15 protein-coding genes are annotated in these 20,877 nt (G+C 69.4%); 9 read left to right on the top strand and 6 right to left on the bottom strand.

Annotated features, from left to right (window positions below; all coding sequences use genetic code 11):
* Positions 1–108: 108 nt before the first annotated feature.
* Positions 109–426 (top strand): antibiotic biosynthesis monooxygenase, encoded by a 318-nt coding sequence (locus AB0I18_RS06555; protein WP_363104246.1) that lies wholly within the window; start codon positions 109–111, stop codon positions 424–426.
* 67 nt (positions 427–493) lie between these two features.
* Positions 494–1,483, top strand: coding sequence for an alpha/beta hydrolase (locus AB0I18_RS06550; protein ID WP_363104245.1), 990 nt, complete (start codon positions 494–496; stop codon positions 1,481–1,483).
* A 153-nt stretch (positions 1,484–1,636) separates the two neighbouring features.
* Here AB0I18_RS06550 and AB0I18_RS06545 read toward each other — a convergent pair whose 3' ends face one another.
* From AB0I18_RS06545 to AB0I18_RS06525, 5 genes are all read right to left on the bottom strand, one after another.
* The gene (locus AB0I18_RS06545) at positions 1,637–3,085 is read right to left on the bottom strand and encodes a sulfatase-like hydrolase/transferase (RefSeq protein WP_363104244.1); all 1,449 of its coding nucleotides are present in this window, start codon (positions 3,083–3,085) and stop codon (positions 1,637–1,639) included.
* Between the two features lie 84 nt (positions 3,086–3,169).
* A complete protein-coding gene (locus AB0I18_RS06540; RefSeq protein WP_363104243.1) occupies positions 3,170–3,265 on the bottom strand; it encodes a putative leader peptide in 96 nt (31 codons plus the stop codon).
* 135 nt (positions 3,266–3,400) lie between these two features.
* Positions 3,401–6,061 (bottom strand): discoidin domain-containing protein, encoded by a 2,661-nt coding sequence (locus AB0I18_RS06535; protein WP_363104242.1) that lies wholly within the window; start codon positions 6,059–6,061, stop codon positions 3,401–3,403.
* Positions 6,062–6,361: 300 nt separating this feature from the next.
* Positions 6,362–8,710: an alpha-L-fucosidase gene (locus tag AB0I18_RS06530; protein ID WP_363104241.1), complete on the bottom strand. Its 2,349-nt coding sequence runs from the start codon at positions 8,708–8,710 to the stop codon at positions 6,362–6,364.
* A 319-nt stretch (positions 8,711–9,029) separates the two neighbouring features.
* Positions 9,030–9,926 carry a LysR family transcriptional regulator gene (locus AB0I18_RS06525; protein WP_363104298.1) on the bottom strand — a complete coding sequence of 299 codons (897 nt, stop codon included), beginning with the start codon at positions 9,924–9,926 and terminating at the stop codon, positions 9,030–9,032.
* A gap of 182 nt (positions 9,927–10,108) precedes the next feature.
* Here AB0I18_RS06525 and AB0I18_RS06520 point away from each other — a divergent pair, with 182 nt between their 5' ends.
* The 3 genes from AB0I18_RS06520 to AB0I18_RS06510 all read left to right on the top strand — a co-directional run bounded on the left by AB0I18_RS06520 (position 10,109) and on the right by AB0I18_RS06510 (position 12,532).
* The gene (locus AB0I18_RS06520) at positions 10,109–10,804 is read left to right on the top strand and encodes a flavodoxin family protein (protein WP_363104240.1); all 696 of its coding nucleotides are present in this window, start codon (positions 10,109–10,111) and stop codon (positions 10,802–10,804) included.
* 204 nt (positions 10,805–11,008) lie between these two features.
* Positions 11,009–12,292 carry a hypothetical protein gene (locus tag AB0I18_RS06515; protein ID WP_363104239.1) on the top strand — a complete coding sequence of 428 codons (1,284 nt, stop codon included), beginning with the start codon at positions 11,009–11,011 and terminating at the stop codon, positions 12,290–12,292.
* 72 nt (positions 12,293–12,364) lie between these two features.
* On the top strand, positions 12,365–12,532 hold the full coding sequence (locus tag AB0I18_RS06510; protein WP_363104238.1) for a hypothetical protein: 168 nt from the start codon (positions 12,365–12,367) through the stop codon (positions 12,530–12,532).
* A 250-nt stretch (positions 12,533–12,782) separates the two neighbouring features.
* Here the strand turns inward: AB0I18_RS06510 and AB0I18_RS06505 are convergent, their stop codons facing one another.
* Positions 12,783–14,042, bottom strand: coding sequence for an ROK family transcriptional regulator (locus AB0I18_RS06505; protein ID WP_363104237.1), 1,260 nt, complete (start codon positions 14,040–14,042; stop codon positions 12,783–12,785).
* A 242-nt stretch (positions 14,043–14,284) separates the two neighbouring features.
* On the opposite strand from AB0I18_RS06505, the gene AB0I18_RS06500 reads away from it, so the two are divergent.
* From AB0I18_RS06500 to AB0I18_RS06485, 4 genes are all read left to right on the top strand, one after another.
* The gene (locus tag AB0I18_RS06500) at positions 14,285–15,661 is read left to right on the top strand and encodes an extracellular solute-binding protein (protein WP_363104236.1); all 1,377 of its coding nucleotides are present in this window, start codon (positions 14,285–14,287) and stop codon (positions 15,659–15,661) included.
* 95 nt (positions 15,662–15,756) lie between these two features.
* Positions 15,757–16,605 carry a sugar ABC transporter permease gene (locus AB0I18_RS06495; RefSeq protein WP_363104297.1) on the top strand — a complete coding sequence of 283 codons (849 nt, stop codon included), beginning with the start codon at positions 15,757–15,759 and terminating at the stop codon, positions 16,603–16,605.
* Positions 16,605–17,591, top strand: a complete 987-nt coding sequence (locus AB0I18_RS06490) for a carbohydrate ABC transporter permease (RefSeq protein ID WP_363104235.1) — start codon at positions 16,605–16,607, stop codon at positions 17,589–17,591. The genes AB0I18_RS06495 and AB0I18_RS06490 overlap by 1 nt, the downstream gene beginning before the upstream one ends.
* 90 nt (positions 17,592–17,681) lie before the next feature.
* The gene (locus tag AB0I18_RS06485) at positions 17,682–20,738 is read left to right on the top strand and encodes a glycoside hydrolase family 38 C-terminal domain-containing protein (RefSeq protein WP_363104234.1); all 3,057 of its coding nucleotides are present in this window, start codon (positions 17,682–17,684) and stop codon (positions 20,736–20,738) included.
* The last annotated feature ends 139 nt before the right edge of the window (positions 20,739–20,877 follow it).

Here is a 20,877-nt window from a genome sequence, read left to right as displayed (position 1 = left end):
GCAGTCGCGAGGATTGTGCAAGCGGCAGCGAGCATCGTTCTAACATTTCCGCAGGTCAACGCAGTTCAATGGAATCACCTCACTCCATCAACGCGGAAGAAGGCCTCCATGATTGCCGAGTACGGCTTCAACGCCACCCTGACCGCCAGGCCCGGAATGGGCGACCGGCTGGTCGACCTGCTACTGACCGGCCTCGACGAGGGCAGCCCCGGCGCCGGCGAACACTGCGTCGTCTACCTCGTCTCCCGTTCCGCGTCCGACCCCGACGTCGTCCACGTCACCGAGGGCTGGACCAGCGAGGAGGACCACCACAGGATCTTCGCCGGCGAGGCCGCCCAGGCCATCGTGGCGCAGATCGACGGGCTGCTGGCCAAGGAGTCCGAGTACACCGACTACGTGCCGGTCCGCGGCAAGGCCGCCTTCTGACCCGCCGATCGCCTCACGCCCGGCACCCCTCACACCACCCGCTCCACCCCCACGAAAGGCAGCGACCATGACCATGGCACGACCCGGCCTGGACCCCCAACTGCGCCAGCTGCTGGCCGACATGCCCCTCATGTCCCGGCTCGACCCGGAAGTCCTCGCGCAACTGCGCCGGCTCCCGTCGACGCCCGTCGAGCCCCTCCTCGCCCACCGGCACGTCGATCGGCGCGAGGTCACCGTGCCCGCCGAGGACGGCACCCCGATCCCTGTGTCGGTTTTCAGCCCCGCGCACACCGAACGCACCACCGCCGCGCCCTGCGTCTACTGGATGCACGGCGGCGGGATGGTCATGGGCGACCGCTTCTCGCAGATCGACATCCCGCTGGAGTGGCTCGACGCGTTCGGCGCGGTCGTGGTCTCCGTGGACTACCGGCTCGCACCGGAGGCCACCGGCGCCGCTCTGGTCAACGACTGCTACCGGGGACTGCTCTGGGTCGTCGAGCACGCCGTCGAACTGGGCATCGATCCCGCCCGGATCGTCGTCGCGGGCGCCAGCGCGGGCGCCGGCCTCGCCGCCGGCGTCACCCTGCTGGCCCGCGACCTCGGCACCCCGGCGATTGCCGCGCAGATGCTGATCTGCCCCATGCTCGACCACCGCAACACCAGCACATCCAGCCGCCAGTACTCCGACGGGCCCGGCGTCTGGACCCGCGAGATGAACGAGTTCGGATGGCGCTGTGTCCTGGGTGACCTCACCGACGACGAGGTATCCGCATACGTCTCACCCGCGCTGGCCGACGACCTCTCGGGCCTGCCGACCACCTACGTCGACACCGGCTCGGCCGAGGTCTTCCGCGACGAGAACGCCGAGTACGCCACCCGTATCTGGGCGGCAGGCGGCCAGGCCGAACTCCACGTCTGGGCAGGCGGCTTCCACGGATTCGACGCGCTGTATCCACAGGCGCACATCTCGGCCACGGCCCGCCGCACCCGCGCCGACTGGCTCACCCGAGTCCTGCGCCCGGACTCCGCCGCACAGCAGTGCCTACCCACCCACTGACTCACACAGGCACACCCACGGCTGCCCCCAGGAGGAACACCTTGAAGGTCGCCATCGTCACAGGCGCCGGCTCCGGCATCGGACAGAGCGCCGCGATCCAGATCGCCAAGAAGGGTGGCGGCCCTCCCCGACGCGCCCTTCGGGCAGGCTCGGCTACGCGGCGGGGTACGGCAGTAGCTGCTCGTTGGTCTTCTCCCAGGCGGCCTTCAGCTCGGCGAGCAGCCGCGGCTCGTCCGGCGCCCGGTCGGCCTGCTCCCGCTGGTCCTGTGCCAGGTTGACGAGCTGGTCGACGCCGTCCTTGCCCTGGTAGTACTTCCACTCGCCGCGGCGCAGCGCGCGCTCTCCCCGCACCCGCCAGAACAGGTCCCGTTCCGCGAGCGCCTCGCCCTTCAGGAGGTAGCCGGCCAAGCTGGTGCCGTCCAGCGGGTACGCGGGGTCGGGGCGGGCGCCCCCGATCTCCAGAAGGGTCGCCGTCCAGTCCGGAGTGAAGACGGGCTCGTGGCTGACCTGCCCGCCGTCGAGCCGGGCCGGCCACCGCACGATGGTCGGCACGCGGATGCCGCCTTCCTGCAGGGATGCCTTGTTGCCCGACAGGGGCCAGTTGTAGGAGAAGCGTTCACCGCCGTTGTCGGAGGCGAAGAACACGAGGGTGTCCCGCTCCTGGCCCGACCGCTTCAGCGCGAGGAGCACCTCACCGATCGACCGGTCCAGGTCCTGCACCATCTGCGTGTACTTGGCCACGGATCCGCCGTCCTGATGCCACAGCGCGGCGCGCTGCCCGGCCTTGATCCTGCGTACGATCTCGGCGCTCTCCTCCTCGTCGCCGTCCGCGATCCACGGCCAGTGCGGGGTGGTGAAGTTGAGGTTGAGCAGCCACGGCCTGTCGCCGTGATCGCGCTGGATGTACTCGTCGGCGCGCTCGGTCAGGATCCGCGTGTAGTACCGCAGATCCTTGTATTCGGCGTCGCCTTCCCGTGCCTGCCCCTGGTAGAGGTCGTACTTCCCGTCGGATCCCAGTTTCGAGTAGTACTCCAGGGCGCCGCCGAAGTTCCCGAAGAACTCGTCCCAGCCGGATCTGGTGGGCGAGTAGTCCGGCAGGTAGCCGCAGTGCCACTTGCCGATCAGTGCGGTCGCGTAGCCGGCGTCGCGCAGCAGCGAGGCGAGCGTGGGGTGCGTCGGGTCGAGTCCGACGGAGGTGTCGGCGATCGGCTCGGCGAGCCCGCCCTTCGTCCGGCCGGGAAAGCGCCCCGTGTAGAGGCTGAAGCGGGTGGGCGAGCAGGTCGCGGATCCGGCGTAGGCATCGGTGAACCGCACGCCCTGGCGGGCCAGCCGGTCCAGATGGGGGGTCTTGATGTGCGGGGCGCCGTACGAGGAGAGATCGGCCCAGCCGAGGTCGTCCCCGAGGATGAAGAGGATGTTGGGCCGCTTGGCCCTCCGGTGCGGGACCGCGCTGAACGGCCGCTCGTACGTGGACCGGTGCGGCTCGGCGGCGCCCGCTGCGCCGGCCGGAAGCCCGACGGCGGCCGCCGCGGCACCGGCGCCGACAGCGCCTCCGAAGGCGCGCCGGGACAGCTTCGAGTGGGACGAGAACGACGGGGACATGGGTGCGCTCCTGAGCGGGGCACGGCGCACCGACGCGTCACGTACCCACGGAAGAAAGAGGAAGAACGGTGAGGGTGAAGAGGCTCAGGCTGCGCAGCGACAGATCGCGCTCGCGACACGGACCAGGTCGACGTGGCGGCGCTCCACAAGGGTGACCCTCAGGCCACTGCGGTGCTGCATGGTTCCGGATCTTGACCGAGCGGTCCCGTACGTGTCAACACCGGGTCCGCACTCTGGGATGTCCCCCGGACCGGTCCGGGGCGGTGCCGGGCGGCGGGGTGTCGCGCCCCGCCGCCCGGCACCGGTCGTCGTGTGTCAGGGCCGGATCGTCAGCCAGTCGAGGGCGGCGACTTCGCCCGTGCCCTTCGCCACGAGGTAGAGGTCACGCGTGGCGTTGATCTCGTGCTTGAGGGTCATGGACTTTTCCTGCCATTCCCCTGTGCCCGCGACGGGCATCACCGCGGCCACCGGGCCGTCGGGTGCGTCCAGGCGCAGTTGGAGCGAGCAGCCCCGTGCACAGGTGGGGTCGAGGCGTACGGTGAGGTTCTTTCCGCGGATGTTCGCCTTGCGGAAGGCCACCCAGTCGCCGGAGTCGAGGACTCCGGTGGCCGCCGTGCCGCGTTCCACGCCTCGCACGGCCGTGGCCTTTTCGGCCTGGAGCGTCGAGGCGGCGTCGGGCCCGTCGCCGTACAGGCGGATGTCGTTGACCGCCCAGGGCGTGGGCCCGCTCTCGGTGAGCGTGATCCGCACATGGCGGGCGGTCGTCTGCCGGGGGAACACCGCGTCCTGGGTGTAGGAGCGGCCGGAGACCCGGGCGAGCGGTTCGCTCCACTGCGTGCCGTCGCGGCTGACGGAGACCGTGAAGCCGTACGGCTGGCTCCGGGTGTCGCGGCCGGCGTCCAGGGAGAGCCGATCGAAGGTCTTGCTCTCGCCGAGGTCGACGGTCAGGGACTGGCCGGCGGCCTGCGGGGCGGCGCCCGTCCAGCGGGTGTTGATGTCGCCGTCGACGGTCGCGGAGGCGTTCGTGCCGTCGCTCGCGGTGGCGGTCCAGTCGCCGTGCCGCACCCGCTGCCGGCAGCCGGGAAGATCGCAGCCGGCCGACCAGATGGGTGCGCCGTGCTCGTAGGCGCCCTGGTCCGGAGCCGTGCCCCGGACGTCGGTGGTGATGCCGTCGACCACCTCGCCCGCGTCGATGGCGGGTGATCCGGGCGTCAGCCACAGCTCGCCGTTGACGGCGTCCGTGTAGCCGGGTTTCTCGCTGATCAGGTTGGAGCGGACGATCGGCAGCGGGTTCCCGACCGGTGTCGCGGTGACCAGCCTGGGTCCGATGATGTTGCTGAGGTAGGAGCCGGACGCGTCCGTCGCGCCGCCGATGGCGACCGAGACGACGTCGATGCCCACTCCGTAACTGGAGTTGTGGTCCTCGTTGGCGATGCTGGGGCCGGTGTGTCCGTTGAAGTAGACGCCCCGGCTTCCGGTGTTCCAGGCGACGTTGTGGTGCAGCCGGAAGTGACCGGAGTAGTTGTCGACGTAGTAGCCGTTCTGCCCGTCGGCGTCGTGCGCGGTGTTGTGGTCGATGGAGGTGCCGGAGCCGTTCAGGCTGCAGCAGACGTAGAAGGGTGAGCCGTCGCGGGAGGTGCGCATCGCCTCGGAGATGTCGTTGTAGGCGATGCGGTTGTCGTGGAACTCGGTGCCGTTGAGCTGCCAGGCGGTGTCGATGGCCGCCCGTCCGGTGCGCCGGACCGTGTTGTGGGTGACCGTGTGGCCGTTGCCGTTGATCTCGATGCCGGGGGTGTAACTGCCCATCCAGCCGACGTCGTGGATGTAGTTGTTGGTGACGGTGTTGCCGATGCCCCGGACCAGGACACCGTTGCCGGCCGACTGCGCGATCTCGCTGTTTTCGAGGGTGTTGCCGGTGCCGAGAAGCTGCACACCGGAGTCGAGGATGCGGGAGGCGACGATGTGACCCTCGAACGGCTCGATCGCGAGCTCGCTGTCCGACGGCATCGGCAGGGTGGAGAACTCGGAGATGTAGGTGGCCCGTAGTCGGTCGACCACAACTCCCTTACTGGACTGGCCCGTTCGCAGGGAGGTTCCCCACAGGTTCAGGCCGCGCACGGTGACGTACGAGCTGTCGCCCAGGTCGACGCCCCACAGCCGGTGCTTGGCGGTCACCGTGTGGCCGGCGATGCCGCCCTTCGGGGGAACCATGTACAGCCGGTGCGCGGTCTTGTCGTAGTACCACTCCCCCGGCTGGTCGAGCGCGGCCTTCGATCCGACGAGGTAGTAGTTGCGGTAGTTCTGGTTGCCCATGCACAGCGGCGGGCAGCGGTAGTTGCCGCCCTTGAAGTCGAGTTCGCCCGGCGAGGCGGTCGTGACCGTGCCGGTCTGCTGGGCCCAGGGGTTGGAGCCCGCCCACAGGTGCACGGTGGCGCCGCTCCAGTCGGCATCGGGCAGGTCGGTGTCGTCGATGCGCTGATCGGTGGAGGTGCTGTCGGCCTCGGCCCAGGTGATGTTCAGCGGATCGGCACCGGAGTCTGGCCACCGGCCTTCCGCCGCACGGGCGTTGTCCAGGAACACCGCGTTGAAGTCGGGGTCGGGCGGCAGATCGGTGTCGGCGGCGACCAGTCCGCCGCCCGCGTCCTTCCAGCCGGTCACCCTCTCGGTCCCGTCGACGGTCACCGGGCCGTCGCCGTACGCGGCGATCGTGATCGGGGCGCCCTTGGTGCCGGAGGGAGGGGTCAGCTGTTCGCGGTAGGTGCCGCGGTGGACCAGGCAGGTGTCGCCGGGGCGGACGCGTTCGAGGCAGGCTCCGATGGTGCGCAGAGGACTCGCCTGCGTGCCGCGTGCGCGGTCGCTGCCCTGGAGGGCGACATGGTAGGTGTGGCCGGACTGCGCCTCCTGCTCCTGCCCCTGCGCCGGGGAGGTCAGTAGCACGGTCACGGCGGCCAGTACGGACAGATGTCTGCGTCTCAAGTCCCGTCTCCAGTCGTCGGATGTGCGGTGGTCCGGGAATCCGTGGTGGGCGGAGGTTCCAGCCACGCCGTCTCGGCTTCGCCTCCGCCCGGGGCACCGAGCACGACACGCCTCGCGCACTCCGGTGAGTCCCGCAGGGGCCGATGAGTCCCGCGGGGCCGACACCGTGCGTGTCCTGATCACGGGGCGTGCCCCGATGACGTACCGCATCAGCATCCGTTGAGGAAGTTGAGGAACCGGTGTCGCGAGCGGCGTCATGCCGTCGCGACCACCGGTCGTGCTCAGGGTGTCCGTCGGGTCTCAGGCACGCCAGTGCACTTTGAAGACCCACGCATGCCGCCCCGCCTTGCGTGCGGCTTCGGGGACGTCGATCACCAGCGCCCCGTTGCTGAGGGTCCAGGTCAGGGGCCGGCCGTGGCCCAGCATCGTCACCTTGTCGCCGCTGCGGATCGGGATGGGTGCTTCGACGGTGAGTTTGGCGCCCGGCTTGGCCAGGGAGTGGATGTAGAAGGCCTCGTCCGGGCGGATGGTGAACCGCAGGTCCTCGCCCAGTTCGGCCATCCGCGACCAGTACGTGGTGTCGTGGATCGCCTCTCCGTTGGTGCGCAGCCAGCGGCCTGTCTCGCGCAGCCGGGTCTGCATGATCTCGGGGATGGTGCCATCGGCACGCGGGCCGATGTCGAGGAGGAAGTTGCCGTTCTTGGAGACGATGTCGACGAGACTGTGCACCACCTGTTCGGTCGACATGTAGGCGTCGTCCGGTGTCGCCTGGTTGTAGCCGTAGCTGAAGGGGTCCAGGCCGCGGCTGGACTCCCACTTGGCGACGACCGTGTTGTCGTATGTCGTGTACTCGGGCGTGGTGAAGTCGTGGAAGGCGATGCCCGCACGGTCGTTGACGGTGACCTCGATGGGCCGGGCGCGGTTCTTGGCGTGGTTGAAGTAGTCGGCGAGGACGTTCAGGCTGTCGTTGGCGCCGCCGATGTCACACCAGATGAGCTCCGGGTCGTAGCCCTGGATCAGCTCCAGCATCTGCGGGGCCTGGTAGTCCTTCACGAAGTCCTTGCCCGAGGTGTAGCCCGTGTACGGCTCCGGCGCCTGGGTGTACGGATTGCGCGGGGCATGGCCCATCCAGGGATTGTCCGGGTTGAACCACTCGGGCATGGAGAAGTAGAGCCCGCGGTGGAGTTCGGGTGTGTAGCGGCGGGACGCGTCGAAGAGTTCCTTGACGAGGTCCCGTTTCGGGCCCATCTTCACGGAGTTGCGGTCGGAGACCTTCGTGTCCCACAGGGCGAAGCCTTCGTGGTGCTTCGAGGTCAGCACGTGGTACTCCGCGCCCGCGTCCCGGAACAGTTCGACCCAGGCGCGCGGATCGAACTTCTCCGCCGTGAACATCGGGATGAAGTCGTCGTAGGCGAAGTTCTCGCCGTACTTCTCGCGGTGGTACCCGTGGACGGCGTTCGCGGGGTCCTGCATGTGGTTCCAGTACCACTCGGCGTACTGCTTGCCGACCGGCGACCAGGCCGGCACCGAGTAGACGCCCCAGTGGATGAAGATGCCGAACTTGGCTCCCTGGAACCAGTACGGCGCCTGGTGGCCGGCGAGAGAAGCCGCGGTGGGCTGGTAGTCGGCGACTCCGAGGGTCAACCGGCCTTTCTGCGCGGCGGCTTGGGATCCGCGTCCGGTGACGGTCACCGAGCCGTCCCGGGTCGTGCCGGGGGCGGTGCCGGCCCGGTTGCGGATGCCCACGCGGACGCGGGCCTGCTCGCCGGGGTCCAGACGGCGGACGCGAGCGGCCTCGACGGTGCGGGCTCCCGGAACCTCGACGCGTACCGACACGTCGTCCGCGGCCAGTACGGCGACCGTCCCCGCGTTGACGACGGTGGCTTCGATGCTCTGGGCGCCGGACGACTCCAGGAGCGAGTTGGTGGACCGGGCCCCGCGCAGAGCCAACGCGCGCCCCTGAGCGGCAGGTTGCAGGGACAGCGCGAACACGTGGAGCGACGCCTTGTTCGCCTCCGCCGGGTTGGTCACCGGGAGCGTGATCGCCACGGCGTCGCGCTGCGGGTCGAGCCACAGCTCGGACGTGCCGATCCCCACACGGTGTTCGTCCCTGGTGCCGTCCGGTCCGTAGCGGTACGGCACCGACAGAGATCCGCCCGCGGAGTACCAGTCGGCCCCGCCGAGGGTGGCGGTCGTGGTCGAACCGTCCGTGTAGTGGACCGTAACCGTGCCGGAGGCGTTGCCGTAGCTGCCCGCGGTGAGGAAGACGGCCGAGAGGTAGCGGCCCTTGGGCAGTTCGGCGCGCTGGCCGAGTGCGACGACGTTGTTCTTCGCGCCATCGGCCGAGGCCGGGAAGTCGAAGGGCACGCCGTCTACTTCGACACGGCCCGTCGGAAGTTCCTCCCCCGGGAACGTGTAGCCCGAGCCGTCGAAGTCGCCGCCCCGTGCGGAGGCGGTGTCGATGCCGTCGTTGTCGTAGAGGGTGTCGAGCGGGACAGGGACCGGGTCGGGGACGGGAGCCCACGGCCCGGCGTGCTCGGCAAGGGGTTCGGCGGCGTGTGCGGCGGTCGCTGAGGTGAGGGGAAGGGCTGCCGTGGCGGCGACTCCGGCCGCGGCGCCCAGGACCTGACGTCTCGGATACGTACCCATGAGCGGCTCCAATTCATCGGATGTCTGATGATTAAGGGGACTCGCTTCGCTGTCAACGGGGCGGACAGAGAGGGTAGTTGGAGAGATAGGTAGGATGACATGGTCGACGGCTCGGCGCAGGTGCCCTTTGATGGGTTTTGCGCGGCGAGTGCCCAGCATGTAGCGATCACTCGGGTCGGAAATGTCGATGAGGCGTGACAACACCGGAGGCCGCAACTGATCGAGATCGCCTCGGAACTACCTGTCTACGTCATCAGCCGCCTACGCGGCGGAACTCACCCATCGCTGAGCCACTTCGCCACTTCGCGATGCAATCCGCTCAGTGGTCGGTGGAGGGCGGCTCTGCCGAGGCGTGCAGCAGCAGGTCGCGCAGTGCGGTGGCACTGTCCGACGGCTCGGCGGGGGTGAGGATGACCTGGTCGGCGGTGGTCGAGGGGCCGGTGAGGGGGATGATGCGCAGGCCGGATGGCTGGTGGTCGAGTGCGGATTCGACGGTGATGCCGATGCCCGTTCCCGCGGCGACATGCGCGGCGATGGCGTGCACGCTGTCGGCGGTTCTGATGATGCGCAGGTCGGCTCCGCCGATGTGGAAGGCGGACAGGAGCCGGTCGCAGAGGCCGCTGTTGATCTGGTGGGGCCAGGTGAGCAGGCCGGTGGTGGACAGCTCGGACGCACTCAACTCGGCGTGCCCGGCGAGGGGGTGGGCCGCGGGTACGAGAGCCATGAACCTCTCGGTGGACAGCACCCTCGCGGTCACTCCGGCGAGGTCGCCGGTCGCCCAGCCGATGCCCAGGCCGATCGCCTGAGCCCGCAGGGCGGTGAGCTGGGCCGTGGTCGGCATGGCCTCCGGCACGATCGTCACGTCGGGGAAACGACGCCGCAGTTGCGGCAGGCAGCGCAACAGCCGTTGGTGGCCGGTGTATTCGGCGTGGGCGACGACGAGGGTGGTGCCGGTCCGGTCGCCGGCGGCCAGGGAGCGTCCGCGCTGCTTGAAGCGGCGCAGCTGGGCCAGGGTCGCGTGGGCGTCGGGCAGCAGCGCTTCGCCGAGATCGGTCAGGGACACCCGGCGGCTGGTGCGGTGGAACAGCCGCCCGCCCAAAGTGCTCTCAAGGCGCCTGACGGCGTCGCTGACGGTGGGTTGGCCCCGGTGCAGGCGCGCGGCGGCGCGGCCGAAGTGGAGTTCTTCGGCGACCGCGACAAATGCTTCCAGTTCCATCCTGTCCACGGGACCAGGCTAACGCGATTGATCGGCGTGACCGATCGCTGGGTGCCGAAGTTCGGCGTTGATGCCGTGCCGTACGCAGGCTGTGATGGGTGGGCAAGCAGGGATTTCTCCACGACCGGAAGTAGCGAAGACACATGACAGCCAACGACGTTGCCCGTGAGCACGATGCACCGATGGCCACAGTGACGGTGGTCTACCACTCGGTGCACGGGCACACCCGGGTCCTGGCCGAGCACCTCGCCAACGGGGCACGCCTGGTGCCGGGCGCCCGGGTGCATCTCGTCGAGATACGGCCCGAGGACGTCATCGCGGGCCGTTGGCACGATGCCGAAGTCCTGGCGCTGCTCGAGCGCTCTGACGCGATCGTCTTCGGCAGTCCGACGCTGATGGGCAGTGTGTCGGCGGTGTTCAAGGCGTTCATGGAGGCGGCGTTCACGCCGTTCACCACACAGGCGTGGAAGGACAAGCTGGCCGGAGCGTTCACCATGTCCGCCTCGCAGAGCGGCGACAAGCTGACGGTACTGGAGCAACTGGCGGTCTTCGGCGCGCAGATGGGCATGCAGTGGATCGGCGTGGGCGACATGCCGGGCAACAACTGGAGCGGTGGCTCCCGCGACGATGTGAACCGGCTGGGCTCGTGGCTGGGTCTGATGAGCCAGAGCCACGCCGACCTGGGGCCGGAGGACGCCGGATCACGCGGCGACCTGATCACCGCGGAGCGGTACGGCGAGCGGATCGCCCGGCTGACTCAGCGTTGGGTCAACGCCGTGCCGTACGACACCCCCCGGATGACCGAACACGAGGCCCGCGCCCTGTCGGCCTCCCTCAGGGAGACGGACGACGTATCGGCAACGCTGACCGGCGCCTGACCGCGCAGATCGCCCCGCCGGCGGCGCACGGCACCTGCCCCGCCGGACCGAGCCATTGCGCAGCTTCCGGCAGCCGGACTCACCGATAACCCCGGAGAAGTGATGACACACCCATCATGACAGGTCAGAGGGTGTTTGCGTAGGACGAACGGCACAGGCCGCCAGGCTTGTTCGGCCCTCGCCGAGACACCCAGAATCTCCGCTATGAATCACTCGGGGAAAGTCGATCAGGACGACATCTTGCGGGCACGGAACATACTCCTGGCGTCGGGACGCCGCACTCCACGTGAGGAAGTCGACGCCTACCGGGTGCTCGCCCAGGTCAGCCCCGCCGCCTATCTGCCCCGCCTGGTCGAAGCCCTGCAACGCCTGAGCTACGACACCAGCACCGGCACATGGCATCCCGCCTGTCTCGCGCTGTGCGAGGAGGCGGTGGCCGCGGCGCGGGCCATCGATCCGGCCGAACCTGCCCGTGCGGATGTTCTGTACGACGCACTCGACAGCTGCCAGAGAGAGCTGTACACCTTGGGTCGGCGCGCCGAAGGGCTCGCCATGCGCGCCGAGATGCTCGCCATCGGCCGTGCGCAGGCCGAACTGTCCGGAGACCCCGCAGTCAAGGGGCTGAGTATCTGGGCTGCCGGTCTCTCCGAGGAAGGCCGCTATGCCGAGGCTGCCGATGCCCTGACCGAACGGATCGCGGCGATCCGGCCCAACGGGCTCGGCGAGGGGTCGCTCGCCTGGTCACACCTGGAGTGGATCGCCGCTCTCCATGACGCCGGCCGGTCCGGTGAAGCACTCGTCGCGTTCGAGACGCTCGTCAGCATGGAAGCGGTCGAGGCCACGAACGACCGCGGGTCGATGGCCTGCCATCTCTACTCGTTGATCGGGTACGCACAGATGCTCGACACCTGCGGCCGAGGCGAGCAGGCGGCCGCCGCACGCCAAGAGGCACTCGCCGTGTTGACGGAGTTGGCCGCCACCGGTGAGCGCACGTCCTGGAGTGGCTATCAGGCGTCCTATTGGGCGGTGCTGCTTTCCTTCTCCGATGCCGACAGCGAGCAGCCGACGTCCGGTGGACCACGTCCGCCTTCGGGGACGACGGTCATGCGGTGGTCCCCCGATGCCAAGCGGCACTACTTCGACAGCCGTATCGCTCTGCGCGAGGAGGTCGACACCCTTGCTCCGCGAGCCACCGAGGATCCGGACCAGCACCTGGCCGAACTGGTCCGGCTGCACCGGGTCCTCACCGTCCGCTCCGCCGTCTACTGGGAGCACCGCACCCATCTGTTCGCCGAGCGAGTGCGCCCCCTGTTCGATGACGGGGTGGGTCTGGCGCGTCGGCTGACCCAGCACCACCCGGCAGACGGGGCCCCGACACTGGCCAAGATCCTGATAGACCGATCGACGTTCCACACCGCCGCCGGCGAGTTCGGGCCCGCCCTCGATGACTTCCGCCAAGGCCTGAGCTACCTGGGGGAAGCCAACTGACGCAAGCCATCCGACGTCCGCATCAGGACTCCTACGCACGAGCAGCTCGCGCCGGGCCGAGGAAGACCGGCCATGCTGGACTCCGAGCACGTCCGCAGAGCAATCGGTGAGGTCAGTGCCCCCTACGGCGTCTGCTCGGAGCCCTCGAACGTCGCGGCCGGCGGCCGGCGCTGCCCGATCCGATTCCGCTGTGGGGGCTGCGATCACTTCCGCGCCAACGGCTCCGTCCTCGGCAAGTGACACCGACCGCTGCCGAGCACTGCACGATTCCCACCACCTGAGCCCGGGACTCCCGCCGCCGAACGGCCGTCGGCGGGAGCCCCGGGCGGGGGTTCTATGTCCAACTCGTACATAAACACGACCGAGGTGGTCGTCGGTGTGGTCGCCGGACCTCTGGCCGCTCCCCGCGACTTTCGCCAACGCCGGTCGGACGGCGACCAGACGGCAGGGGCGGATCCGAGCGGTCGCGGACACCCACCCGGTACCGGGATCAGTCGGTGAGCATGCCCCACCCCGGCGCGTAGTTCCCGTGCAGGACCAGCGACGCGGCGCCCACCGCACCCACCGTGTCACCGATGACGCTGGACTCGACGGCGACCCCACGCGGCCCTCGCCCGATCGTGACGCTGTTGACGGCCAGGTCGATCTCCTCGCGCAGGGCGTGTTCGATGCCGTGCAGGGCCTCGCCGCCGAGGACGACGAGGGGGACGTCGAGCATGCTCACCGCGCCTCGGGCGGCCTGGCCCAGACGGCGGGCGGCGGTGCGGACGACGTCGAGCGCGGACGGGTCGGGGGACCGGCCGCGGACCGCGCGGCGCAGGAGCTTCCAGTCGGTGTGCAGGTCGTCGGCGACTCCGGTGATACCGAGGGCCGCGGCGGCCGGCCCGTACTGCTGGAGCAGGTCGTCGATGATGGCGCTCGGATGGACGTACGGGCCGAGACAGCTGTGACTCCCGCAGGGGCAGACCCGGTCGCCGGGTTCGACGGCCATGTGCGCGAACTCCCCGGCGTTGCCGGAATCGCCGTGCAGGACCGTGTTGTTGAGTACGATCCCCGCGCCGATGCCGGTGCCCATGTAGAGGAAGAGGAAGCTGCCGGCCCGCGCCTTGCCGCCGATCCAGCGCTCCCCTATCGCGGCGGCCGTGGCGTCGTTGTCGAGGGCGACGGGCATGCCCGTGGCGGTCTCGTACATCGCGCGCAGCGGTACGTCGCCCCAGTCGGGCAGGTTGGGCGGCGAGAGCACCTCGCCGGTGCGGCCGTCGATGGGGCCGGGGGCGGCGATGCCGGTGCCCAGGAGCCGGGCCGGATCGATCTCCGCGCGCACGGTGAGGCGGCGTGCGGCACGGACGGTCTGCTCGACGACGGCGGCCGGGTCCCCGGGGTCGGCGAGCCGCACGGTGCGGCTGGCCTGGACGGTGCCGATCAGGTCCACCACGACGATCATGGCGCTGTCGGGGTCCAGGTGGATGCCGATGGCGTACGCCCCGTCCGCGCGCGGCGACAGGAGCGTACGTCGTTTGCCGCCGCTGGAGGGGGCGTGGCCGGTCTCGGTGACGAGTCCGGCGTCGAGGAGGCGGCGGACCACGTTGGAGACGGTCTGGTTGGTGAGCCCGGTCAGCGGGGCGAGCTCGACGCGGCTCACCGGTCCCCGGGTGCGGATCGCGTCGAGGACGACGGCCTGGTTGTAGTCGCCCACGCGCGGGAGGTTGGTGCCGCCCTGGGGCCGGCCCTGGGCGGAGCGCCGGTTCATGACGTCTTCACCGCGTGCTCCCGCCCGTAAGGCATCACGCTCACCGCATACCGCCTCCTCCATGAAACCCCCTTGATCGTGGCGGAAGTTTACATGGCCGAAGCGTTGACTTAATCCATCCAATGGATTTATCTGAACTCCGGCGAGCCGAGGCAAAAGAGCCCGGTTGGGAAAGAATGTCCACATTGGTCATCTCTGTGCCCCTCACGCGTCCGGATCGGGTTTCTCCACGGAGGATCACTGTGCGCAACAGATTTCTCGTCACCGGTGTCGGTGTCTCCGCGATCGCCCTCGTGGCGACGGCCTGCGGCGGATCGTCGTCGGGCAGCTCCAGCAAGACGATCAAAGTCGTCTACCAGCAGCAGCTCAACAACAGCAACAAGGTCCAGCAGACCTTCCTGACCCCGATGGTCAAGGCGTTCGAGAAGGCCAACCCCGGCACGAAGGTCGAGCTGGTACCGGTCACGGCGTCGTCCAACGACTACTACACCAAGCTCCAGTTGATGATGCGCTCCCCCTCGACCGCCCCCGACCTGGTCTACGAGGACACCGCCACCATCAACTCGGACATCGCCAGCGGCTACCTCAAGCCGCTCGACGAGTACACCGCCAAGTGGTCGGACTGGAGCCAGTTCGCGGACGCCTCGAAGGCCGCGGTCACCTCCGCGAGCGACGGCAAGACGTACGGCGTTCCCGACAACACCGACACCCGTGGGATCTGGTACAACAAAAAGCTGTTCGCCAAGGCCGGGATCGCCGTGCCGTGGCAGCCCAAGACGTGGGACGACGTCCTGAAGGCGGCCCGCACGATCAAGTCGGAGCTGCCCGGAGTCACCCCGATGAACCTCTACACCGGCACCGCCGGCGGCGAGCAGTCCAGCATGCAGGGCTTCGAGATGCTGCTCTACGGCACCCCGGCGGCCGGCAACTCGCTGTACGACGCCGACAAGAAGAAGTGGGTCGTCGGCAGCGCGGGCTTCAAGGACTCGCTCCAGTTCGTGCACACCGTCTACGACGAGAAGCTCGGCCCCGCCCCCGAGCAGGCACTCGGCGCGAACATCGGCGCCACGGTGGGCACCGAGATGATCCCCGCGGGCAAGCTCGCCATCGACATCGACGGCTCGTGGATGCCCAACAACTGGATCCGCACCGGCAGCAAGCCGTGGCCCGAGTGGGAGTCCACCATGGCCACCGCCGCCATGCCCACCCAGAACGGCCAGGCACCCGGCAGGGTCAGCATGTCCGGTGGCTGGGCCTGGTCGATTCCGGCGAAGGCCAAGAACCCCGACCTGGCATGGAAGTTCATCGAGTCGCTGGAGACGAAGACCGCCTCCGCCGAGTGGAACGCGACGAACGCGACCATCGCCGTACGCAAGGACGTGGCCGCCGACGAGACGTACCTGAAGGCGCTTCCCACGAACGAGTTCATGACCTCGCTGGTCGCCGACACCCACTACCGGCCCGGACTGCCCGCCTACACACAGGTGTCCACCGCCATCCAGAAGGCAATGGAGTCGGTGACCACCGACCAGTCGTCGGTGTCCAAGGCCGCAGACACGTACGACAACGATGTCAAGACCGCGGTCGGTGGCGACAACACGGTCAAGGGCTCGCAGTGAGTGGACTGACCCAAGCGGGCACGGGCGCCCTCCGCAAGCACCGCGGCGGGCGTCGCCGCCCCACCGGAACCGGCCGCGACCGCGGGACGCGGGGGCTGCTGCGCGGCCTGCCCCTGCTGCCCTCGGCCGTGCTGCTCGCCGTCTTCCTGGCGGGGCCCATCGCCTACTGCGTGTACTACGCGTTCACCAACATGCAGTTGACCGGCGCGGCCTCGACCGACTTCGTCGGCCTCGACAACTTCACCCGCGCCTTCGACGATCCGAACTTCGTCAACGCGGTCGTCCTGACCCTGGTGTTCGTGGTCGGCTCGGCGGTCATCGGGCAGAACACCCTCGGGCTGGCCCTGGCCGTGCTGCTCCAGAAGGCCGCCAAACCGGTGCGGTCCCTGGCCAGCACCGTCGTCATCGCCGCCTGGGTGCTGCCGGAGATCGTCGCCGGCTATCTGATGTACGCCTTCTTCTTCCAGCAGGGCTCCCTCAACGCACTGCTGTCGGCGCTGCACCTGCCGGAGCAGAACTGGCTGTACACCATGCCGATCCTGGCCACGTGTCTCGCCAACGTGTGGCGCGGCACGGCGTTCTCGATGATGGTCTACTCCGCCGCGCTCAACGACGTGCCCCAGGAGCTGGTGGAGGCCGCGGAGATGGACGGCGCCAACGCCTGGCAGCGGCTGTGGCGGGTGACCCTGCCGGTGATCCGCGGCTCCATCATGACCAACCTGATGCTGATCACCCTCCAGACCCTGTCGGTCTTCGGGCTGATCTACGCGATGACCCGGGGCGGACCGGGCAACAAGAGCCAGACCCTGCCCATCTTCATGTACCAGCAGGCCTTCCAGAACAGCCTGATCGGCTACGGGACCGCCATCGCGCTGGTGCTGCTGGTGGTGGGCGCGCTCTTCTCCGTCGTGTACATCCGGATGCTGAAGCTGGAGAAGGACTGATGGCCACCACCGACACCGCCGCCGGCTCCGCGGACCGGCCGGCCAACGCGGCAGTCCCCGCCGACCGGACCGTACGCCGTACGGCCGTTGCCGGGGAGAGCCCCGTGAAGAGCAGGGGCACCGGCCGGACGCCCGCCCGGCGCGGCATCTTCAGCGGGTCCCGCGAAGGCCGCGCCGCCGGGAGCAGGATCGCGGTGAACATCGTCCTGCTGGTGATCTCGGTGCTCTACGTCGTCCCCCTGCTGTGGATGCTGCTCGCCTCGGTCAACTCGCACGCCAGCTTCAAGCTGTCCGTCGGCACGCCGACCTTCGACAACTTCGACCGGGTGCTCAACTGGGACACCACCTACCTGCCGATGATCAACGGGCTGCTGCTGTCCGGCGGCGGCACGCTGATCTGCGTGGTCTGCTCGATCCTGGCGGCCTATCCGCTGTCGCGATACCGCTCCCGGCTGCGGCGGCCCTTCCTCTACACGATTCTCTTCTCCACCGGACTGCCCATCACGGCCGTGATGATCCCCGTCTACAGCATGTTCGTGCAGGTCAACCTGATCGACTCGATGCTCGGCACCACCCTGTTCCTGGCCGCCTCCGCGCTGCCGTTCGGCATCTGGCTGATGAAGAACTTCATGGACGGGGTACCGATCGTGCTGGAGGAGGCGGCCCGGATCGACGGCGCCGGCACCATGACCGTGCTGTGGCGGGTCATCCTCCCCCTGATGGGACCGGGCGTGACCGTGGTGACGATCTTCACCTTCATCGGCATGTGGGGGAACTTCTTCGTCCCCTTCATCCTGCTGCTCGACCCGGCCAAGCTGCCCGCCTCGGTCAGCGTCTTCAACTTCCTGAGCGCGCACGACCAGACCCAGTACGGGCAGCTCTCCGCGTTCTCGATCATCTACTCCATCCCCGTCGTCATGCTCTACCTGCTGCTGGCCCGCAGGCTCGGCGGCGGATTCGCACTCGGTGGCGCGGTGAAGGGCTGACCAGCCTGCGCCTTTGAAGACCCGCGCCACCAAGACTGACGCCCCGATCGGGCTCTTCGCCCCCCACTCCCCGTAACGGAGAAGACAGCCATGCACAGCGACCGCGAAGTGATCGAGAAGCGGCTCGACAGGGTGCTCAACCAGCGCGTCAAGCCTGCCGTGCACGCCCGGTCGGTCCCGCTGACGGTCGGGATATGGAACGTCCCCGGCGAGCCGGTCCCGGTCGCCGAGGGCCTGGCCGCCGACTACCGGCCGGCCCGCGTCGGCGACCACTGGGGTCCCGCCTGGTCCACCAGCTGGTTCCGGATCAGCGGGACCGTGCCCGCCGAGTGGGCGGGGCTCACCGTCGAGGCCGTCCTCGATCTGGGCTTCGGCACCACCGAGCCCGGCTTCTCCACCGAAGGGCTGGTCTACCGGCCCGACGGCACCGCCGTGAAGGCCCTCAACCCGCGCAACACCTGGCTGCCCGTCACCCGGAACGCCGAGGGCGGCGAGGAGTTCACCGCGTACATCGAGGCCGCCGCCAACCCGGTCGTCATGCACACCGGCCCCGGCGAACTGTCCTTCGGGCCCACCCCGGTGGGCGCCCGCGCCTCCTGGCTGCACGACGAGAACGCCCCGACCGGCGAACCCCGCTACCGGCTGCGCCGGATGGACCTGGCCGTCTTCGACACCGAGGTCTACGAACTCGTCCAGGACCTGGAGGTGCTGGGCCAGCTCATGCGGGAACTCCCCCTGGAGTCGTCCCGGCGCTGGCAGTTGCTGAAGACCATCGGCCGCTCCCTGGACGCCATCGACCTCCAGGACATCGGCGGCAGCGCGAGCGCCGCACGGGCCGTGCTCGCCCCCGCCCTCACCGCTCCGGCAACCGCCAGCGCCCACCGGATCTCCGCCGTCGGCCACGCCCACATCGACACCGCCTGGCTGTGGCCGCTGCGCGAGACGGTCCGCAAGGTGGCGCGCACGGTCTCCAATGTCACGCAACTCATGGACGACCACCCGGAGTTCAAGTTCGTGATGTCCCAGGCACAGCAGCTCGCCTGGCTGAAGGAGCAGCGCCCCGAGGTGTGGGCGCGGGCCCAGGAGAAGGTCAAGAGCGGCCAGTTCCTGCCCACCGGGAGCCTGTGGGTGGAGCCCGACACCAACATCACCGGCGGTGAGGCGCTGGCCCGGCAGTTCGTGCACGGCAAGCGGTTCTACCTCGACGAGTTCGGCGTGGAGACCGAGGAGATGTGGCTGCCCGACACCTTCGGCTACAACGCGGCGCTGCCGCAGCTGATGAAGCTGGCCGGGGTGCGCTGGTTCCTCACGCAGAAGATCTCCTGGAACACCACCAACAAGTTCCCGCACCACACCTTCTGGTGGGAGGGCATCGACGGCACCCGGATCTTCAGCCACTTCCCGCCCGTCGACACCTACAACGCCGACCTGTCCGGCGGTGAACTCGCCCACAGCGTCCGCAACTTCCAGGACAAGGGGGCCGCCAACCGCTCCATGGTCCCGTTCGGCTACGGCGACGGGGGCGGCGGTCCCACCCGGGAGATGCTCTCGCGGGCGGCACGACTGAAGGACCTGGAGGGCTCGCCGCGGATCGAGATCGAAAGGCCCGCCGACTTCTTCGAGAAGGCGCACGCCGAATACCCCGACGCCCCGGTGTGGTCGGGCGAGCTGTACCTGGAGTTCCACCGGGGCACGCTCACCAGCCAGCTCGCCGGCAAGCAGGGCAACCGGCGCAGCGAGCACCTGCTGCGCGAGGCGGAACTGTGGGCGGCCACGGCGGCCGTCGCGGAGGGCGCCCCCTATCCGTACGAGGAGCTGGACCGGCTGTGGAAGACGGTGCTGCTGCACCAGTTCCACGACATCCTGCCCGGCTCCTCCATCGCGTGGGTGCACCGGGAAGCGGAGGAGACGTACGCGGAGCTGGCCGAGGAGCTGGGGACGCTGATCGGGCGGGCGCAGGCGGCACTGGCCGGTCCGGCCGAAGGCGGTGGCGAGGTCGCCTTCAACGCGGCACCGCACGCGCGAGCCGGCGTGCCCGCGCTGGGCGGCTCCACGCGCCGCACGTCCGCCGCGCCCCTCGCGCCGGTCGCCGAGGGCGACGGCTTCGTGCTGGACAACGGGCTGGTCCGGGTGGTCGTCGACGGGCGCGGTCTGGTCACCTCGGCGTACGACCGCGACGCGGACCGCGAGGCCCTGGCGCCCGGCGCGGCGGCCAACCTCCTCCAGCTGCACCAGGACTTCCCCAACGAGTGGGACGCCTGGGACATCGACGCCTTCTACCGCAACACCGTCCGCGACCTCACCGACGCGGACGAGGTCACCGCGACCGACGAGGGCGTACGGGTGGTGCGGTCCTTCGGGGACTCACGGATCACACAGACGCTGTCGCTGCGCGAGGGGACCCGGCGGCTGGACATCGATACGGTCGTGGACTGGCACGAGAAGGAGAAGCTGCTCAAGGCGGCCTTCCCGCTGGACGTGCGTGCCGCACACTCCACGGCCGAGATCCCGTTCGGGCACGTCGACCGTCCCACGCACACCAACACCAGCTGGGACGCGGCGAAGTTCGAGATCTGCGCGCACCGCTTCCTGCACGTGGGCGAACGCGGCTGGGGTGCGGCGCTGGTCAACGACTCGACCTACGGGCACGACGTCACCCGGGACGTCCGCCCCGACGGCGGGACGACCACCACGGTCCGGCTCTCGCTGGTCCGCGCGCCTCGCTTCCCCGACCCCGACTCCGACCAGGGCACGCACCGGCTGCGGTACGGCTTCGTGATCGGCGCGGAGGTCGCGGACGCGGTGCGCGAGGGCTACCGGATGAACCTGCCGGAGCGGGTGGTACCGGGCTCCGCCGAGGTGGCGCCGTTGGTCGCGGTGGACTCGGAGGCGGTGGTCGTGGAGGCGGTCAAGCTGGCCGACGACCGCTCGGGTGATGTCGTCGTCCGTCTCTACGAGGCGCACGGCGGCCGGGTACGCGCGTCACTGACCCCCGGTTTCACGCTGGAGTCAGCGGTCGTCACGGACCTGCTGGAGCGGCAGACAGCCGACCAGGACGGCTGCGAGGTCACCCAGTCCGGTGACCTGCGCCTGCGGCTTCGGCCATTCCAGATCCTGACCCTGCGCCTGACACCACACCGGGGCTGAACCGGCGGGACGGCCACGGCCGGCGAGGAGGACTTCGACGGTGCTGCCGGAGCGCTGCCGGGTTCCGGAGAGAACGGTGCCCAGGCCGTGTAGCGTGTTCGCTCCTATCGTGGAACGACACAGGCACGCTCGGCGCCGA

Origin of the sequence: Streptomyces sp. NPDC050704, from assembly GCF_040654355.1 — a bacterium.
In the GTDB taxonomy this organism is placed as follows: Bacteria; Actinomycetota; Actinomycetes; order Streptomycetales; family Streptomycetaceae; genus Streptomyces.
This window is presented reverse-complemented; position numbering and strand designations above follow the sequence as displayed.

What these genes read in the sequence shown, in the direction of transcription:
- AB0I18_RS06530 (WP_363104241.1), bottom strand. Translation starts at nt 8,710, where the DNA reads ATGGGTACGTATCCGAGACGTCAGGTCCTGGGCGCCGCGGCCGGAGTC.
- AB0I18_RS06520 (WP_363104240.1), top strand. Translation starts at nt 10,109, where the DNA reads ATGGCCACAGTGACGGTGGTCTACCACTCGGTGCACGGGCACACCCGG.
- AB0I18_RS06515 (WP_363104239.1), top strand. Translation starts at nt 11,009, where the DNA reads ATGAATCACTCGGGGAAAGTCGATCAGGACGACATCTTGCGGGCACGG.
- AB0I18_RS06550 (WP_363104245.1), top strand. Translation starts at nt 494, where the DNA reads ATGACCATGGCACGACCCGGCCTGGACCCCCAACTGCGCCAGCTGCTG.
- AB0I18_RS06555 (WP_363104246.1), top strand. Translation starts at nt 109, where the DNA reads ATGATTGCCGAGTACGGCTTCAACGCCACCCTGACCGCCAGGCCCGGA.
- AB0I18_RS06540 (WP_363104243.1), bottom strand. Translation starts at nt 3,265, where the DNA reads ATGCAGCACCGCAGTGGCCTGAGGGTCACCCTTGTGGAGCGCCGCCAC.
- AB0I18_RS06485 (WP_363104234.1), top strand. Translation starts at nt 17,682, where the DNA reads ATGCACAGCGACCGCGAAGTGATCGAGAAGCGGCTCGACAGGGTGCTC.
- AB0I18_RS06505 (WP_363104237.1), bottom strand. Translation starts at nt 14,042, where the DNA reads ATGAACCGGCGCTCCGCCCAGGGCCGGCCCCAGGGCGGCACCAACCTC.
- AB0I18_RS06490 (WP_363104235.1), top strand. Translation starts at nt 16,605, where the DNA reads ATGGCCACCACCGACACCGCCGCCGGCTCCGCGGACCGGCCGGCCAAC.
- AB0I18_RS06545 (WP_363104244.1), bottom strand. Translation starts at nt 3,085, where the DNA reads ATGTCCCCGTCGTTCTCGTCCCACTCGAAGCTGTCCCGGCGCGCCTTC.
- AB0I18_RS06510 (WP_363104238.1), top strand. Translation starts at nt 12,365, where the DNA reads ATGCTGGACTCCGAGCACGTCCGCAGAGCAATCGGTGAGGTCAGTGCC.
- AB0I18_RS06525 (WP_363104298.1), bottom strand. Translation starts at nt 9,926, where the DNA reads ATGGAACTGGAAGCATTTGTCGCGGTCGCCGAAGAACTCCACTTCGGC.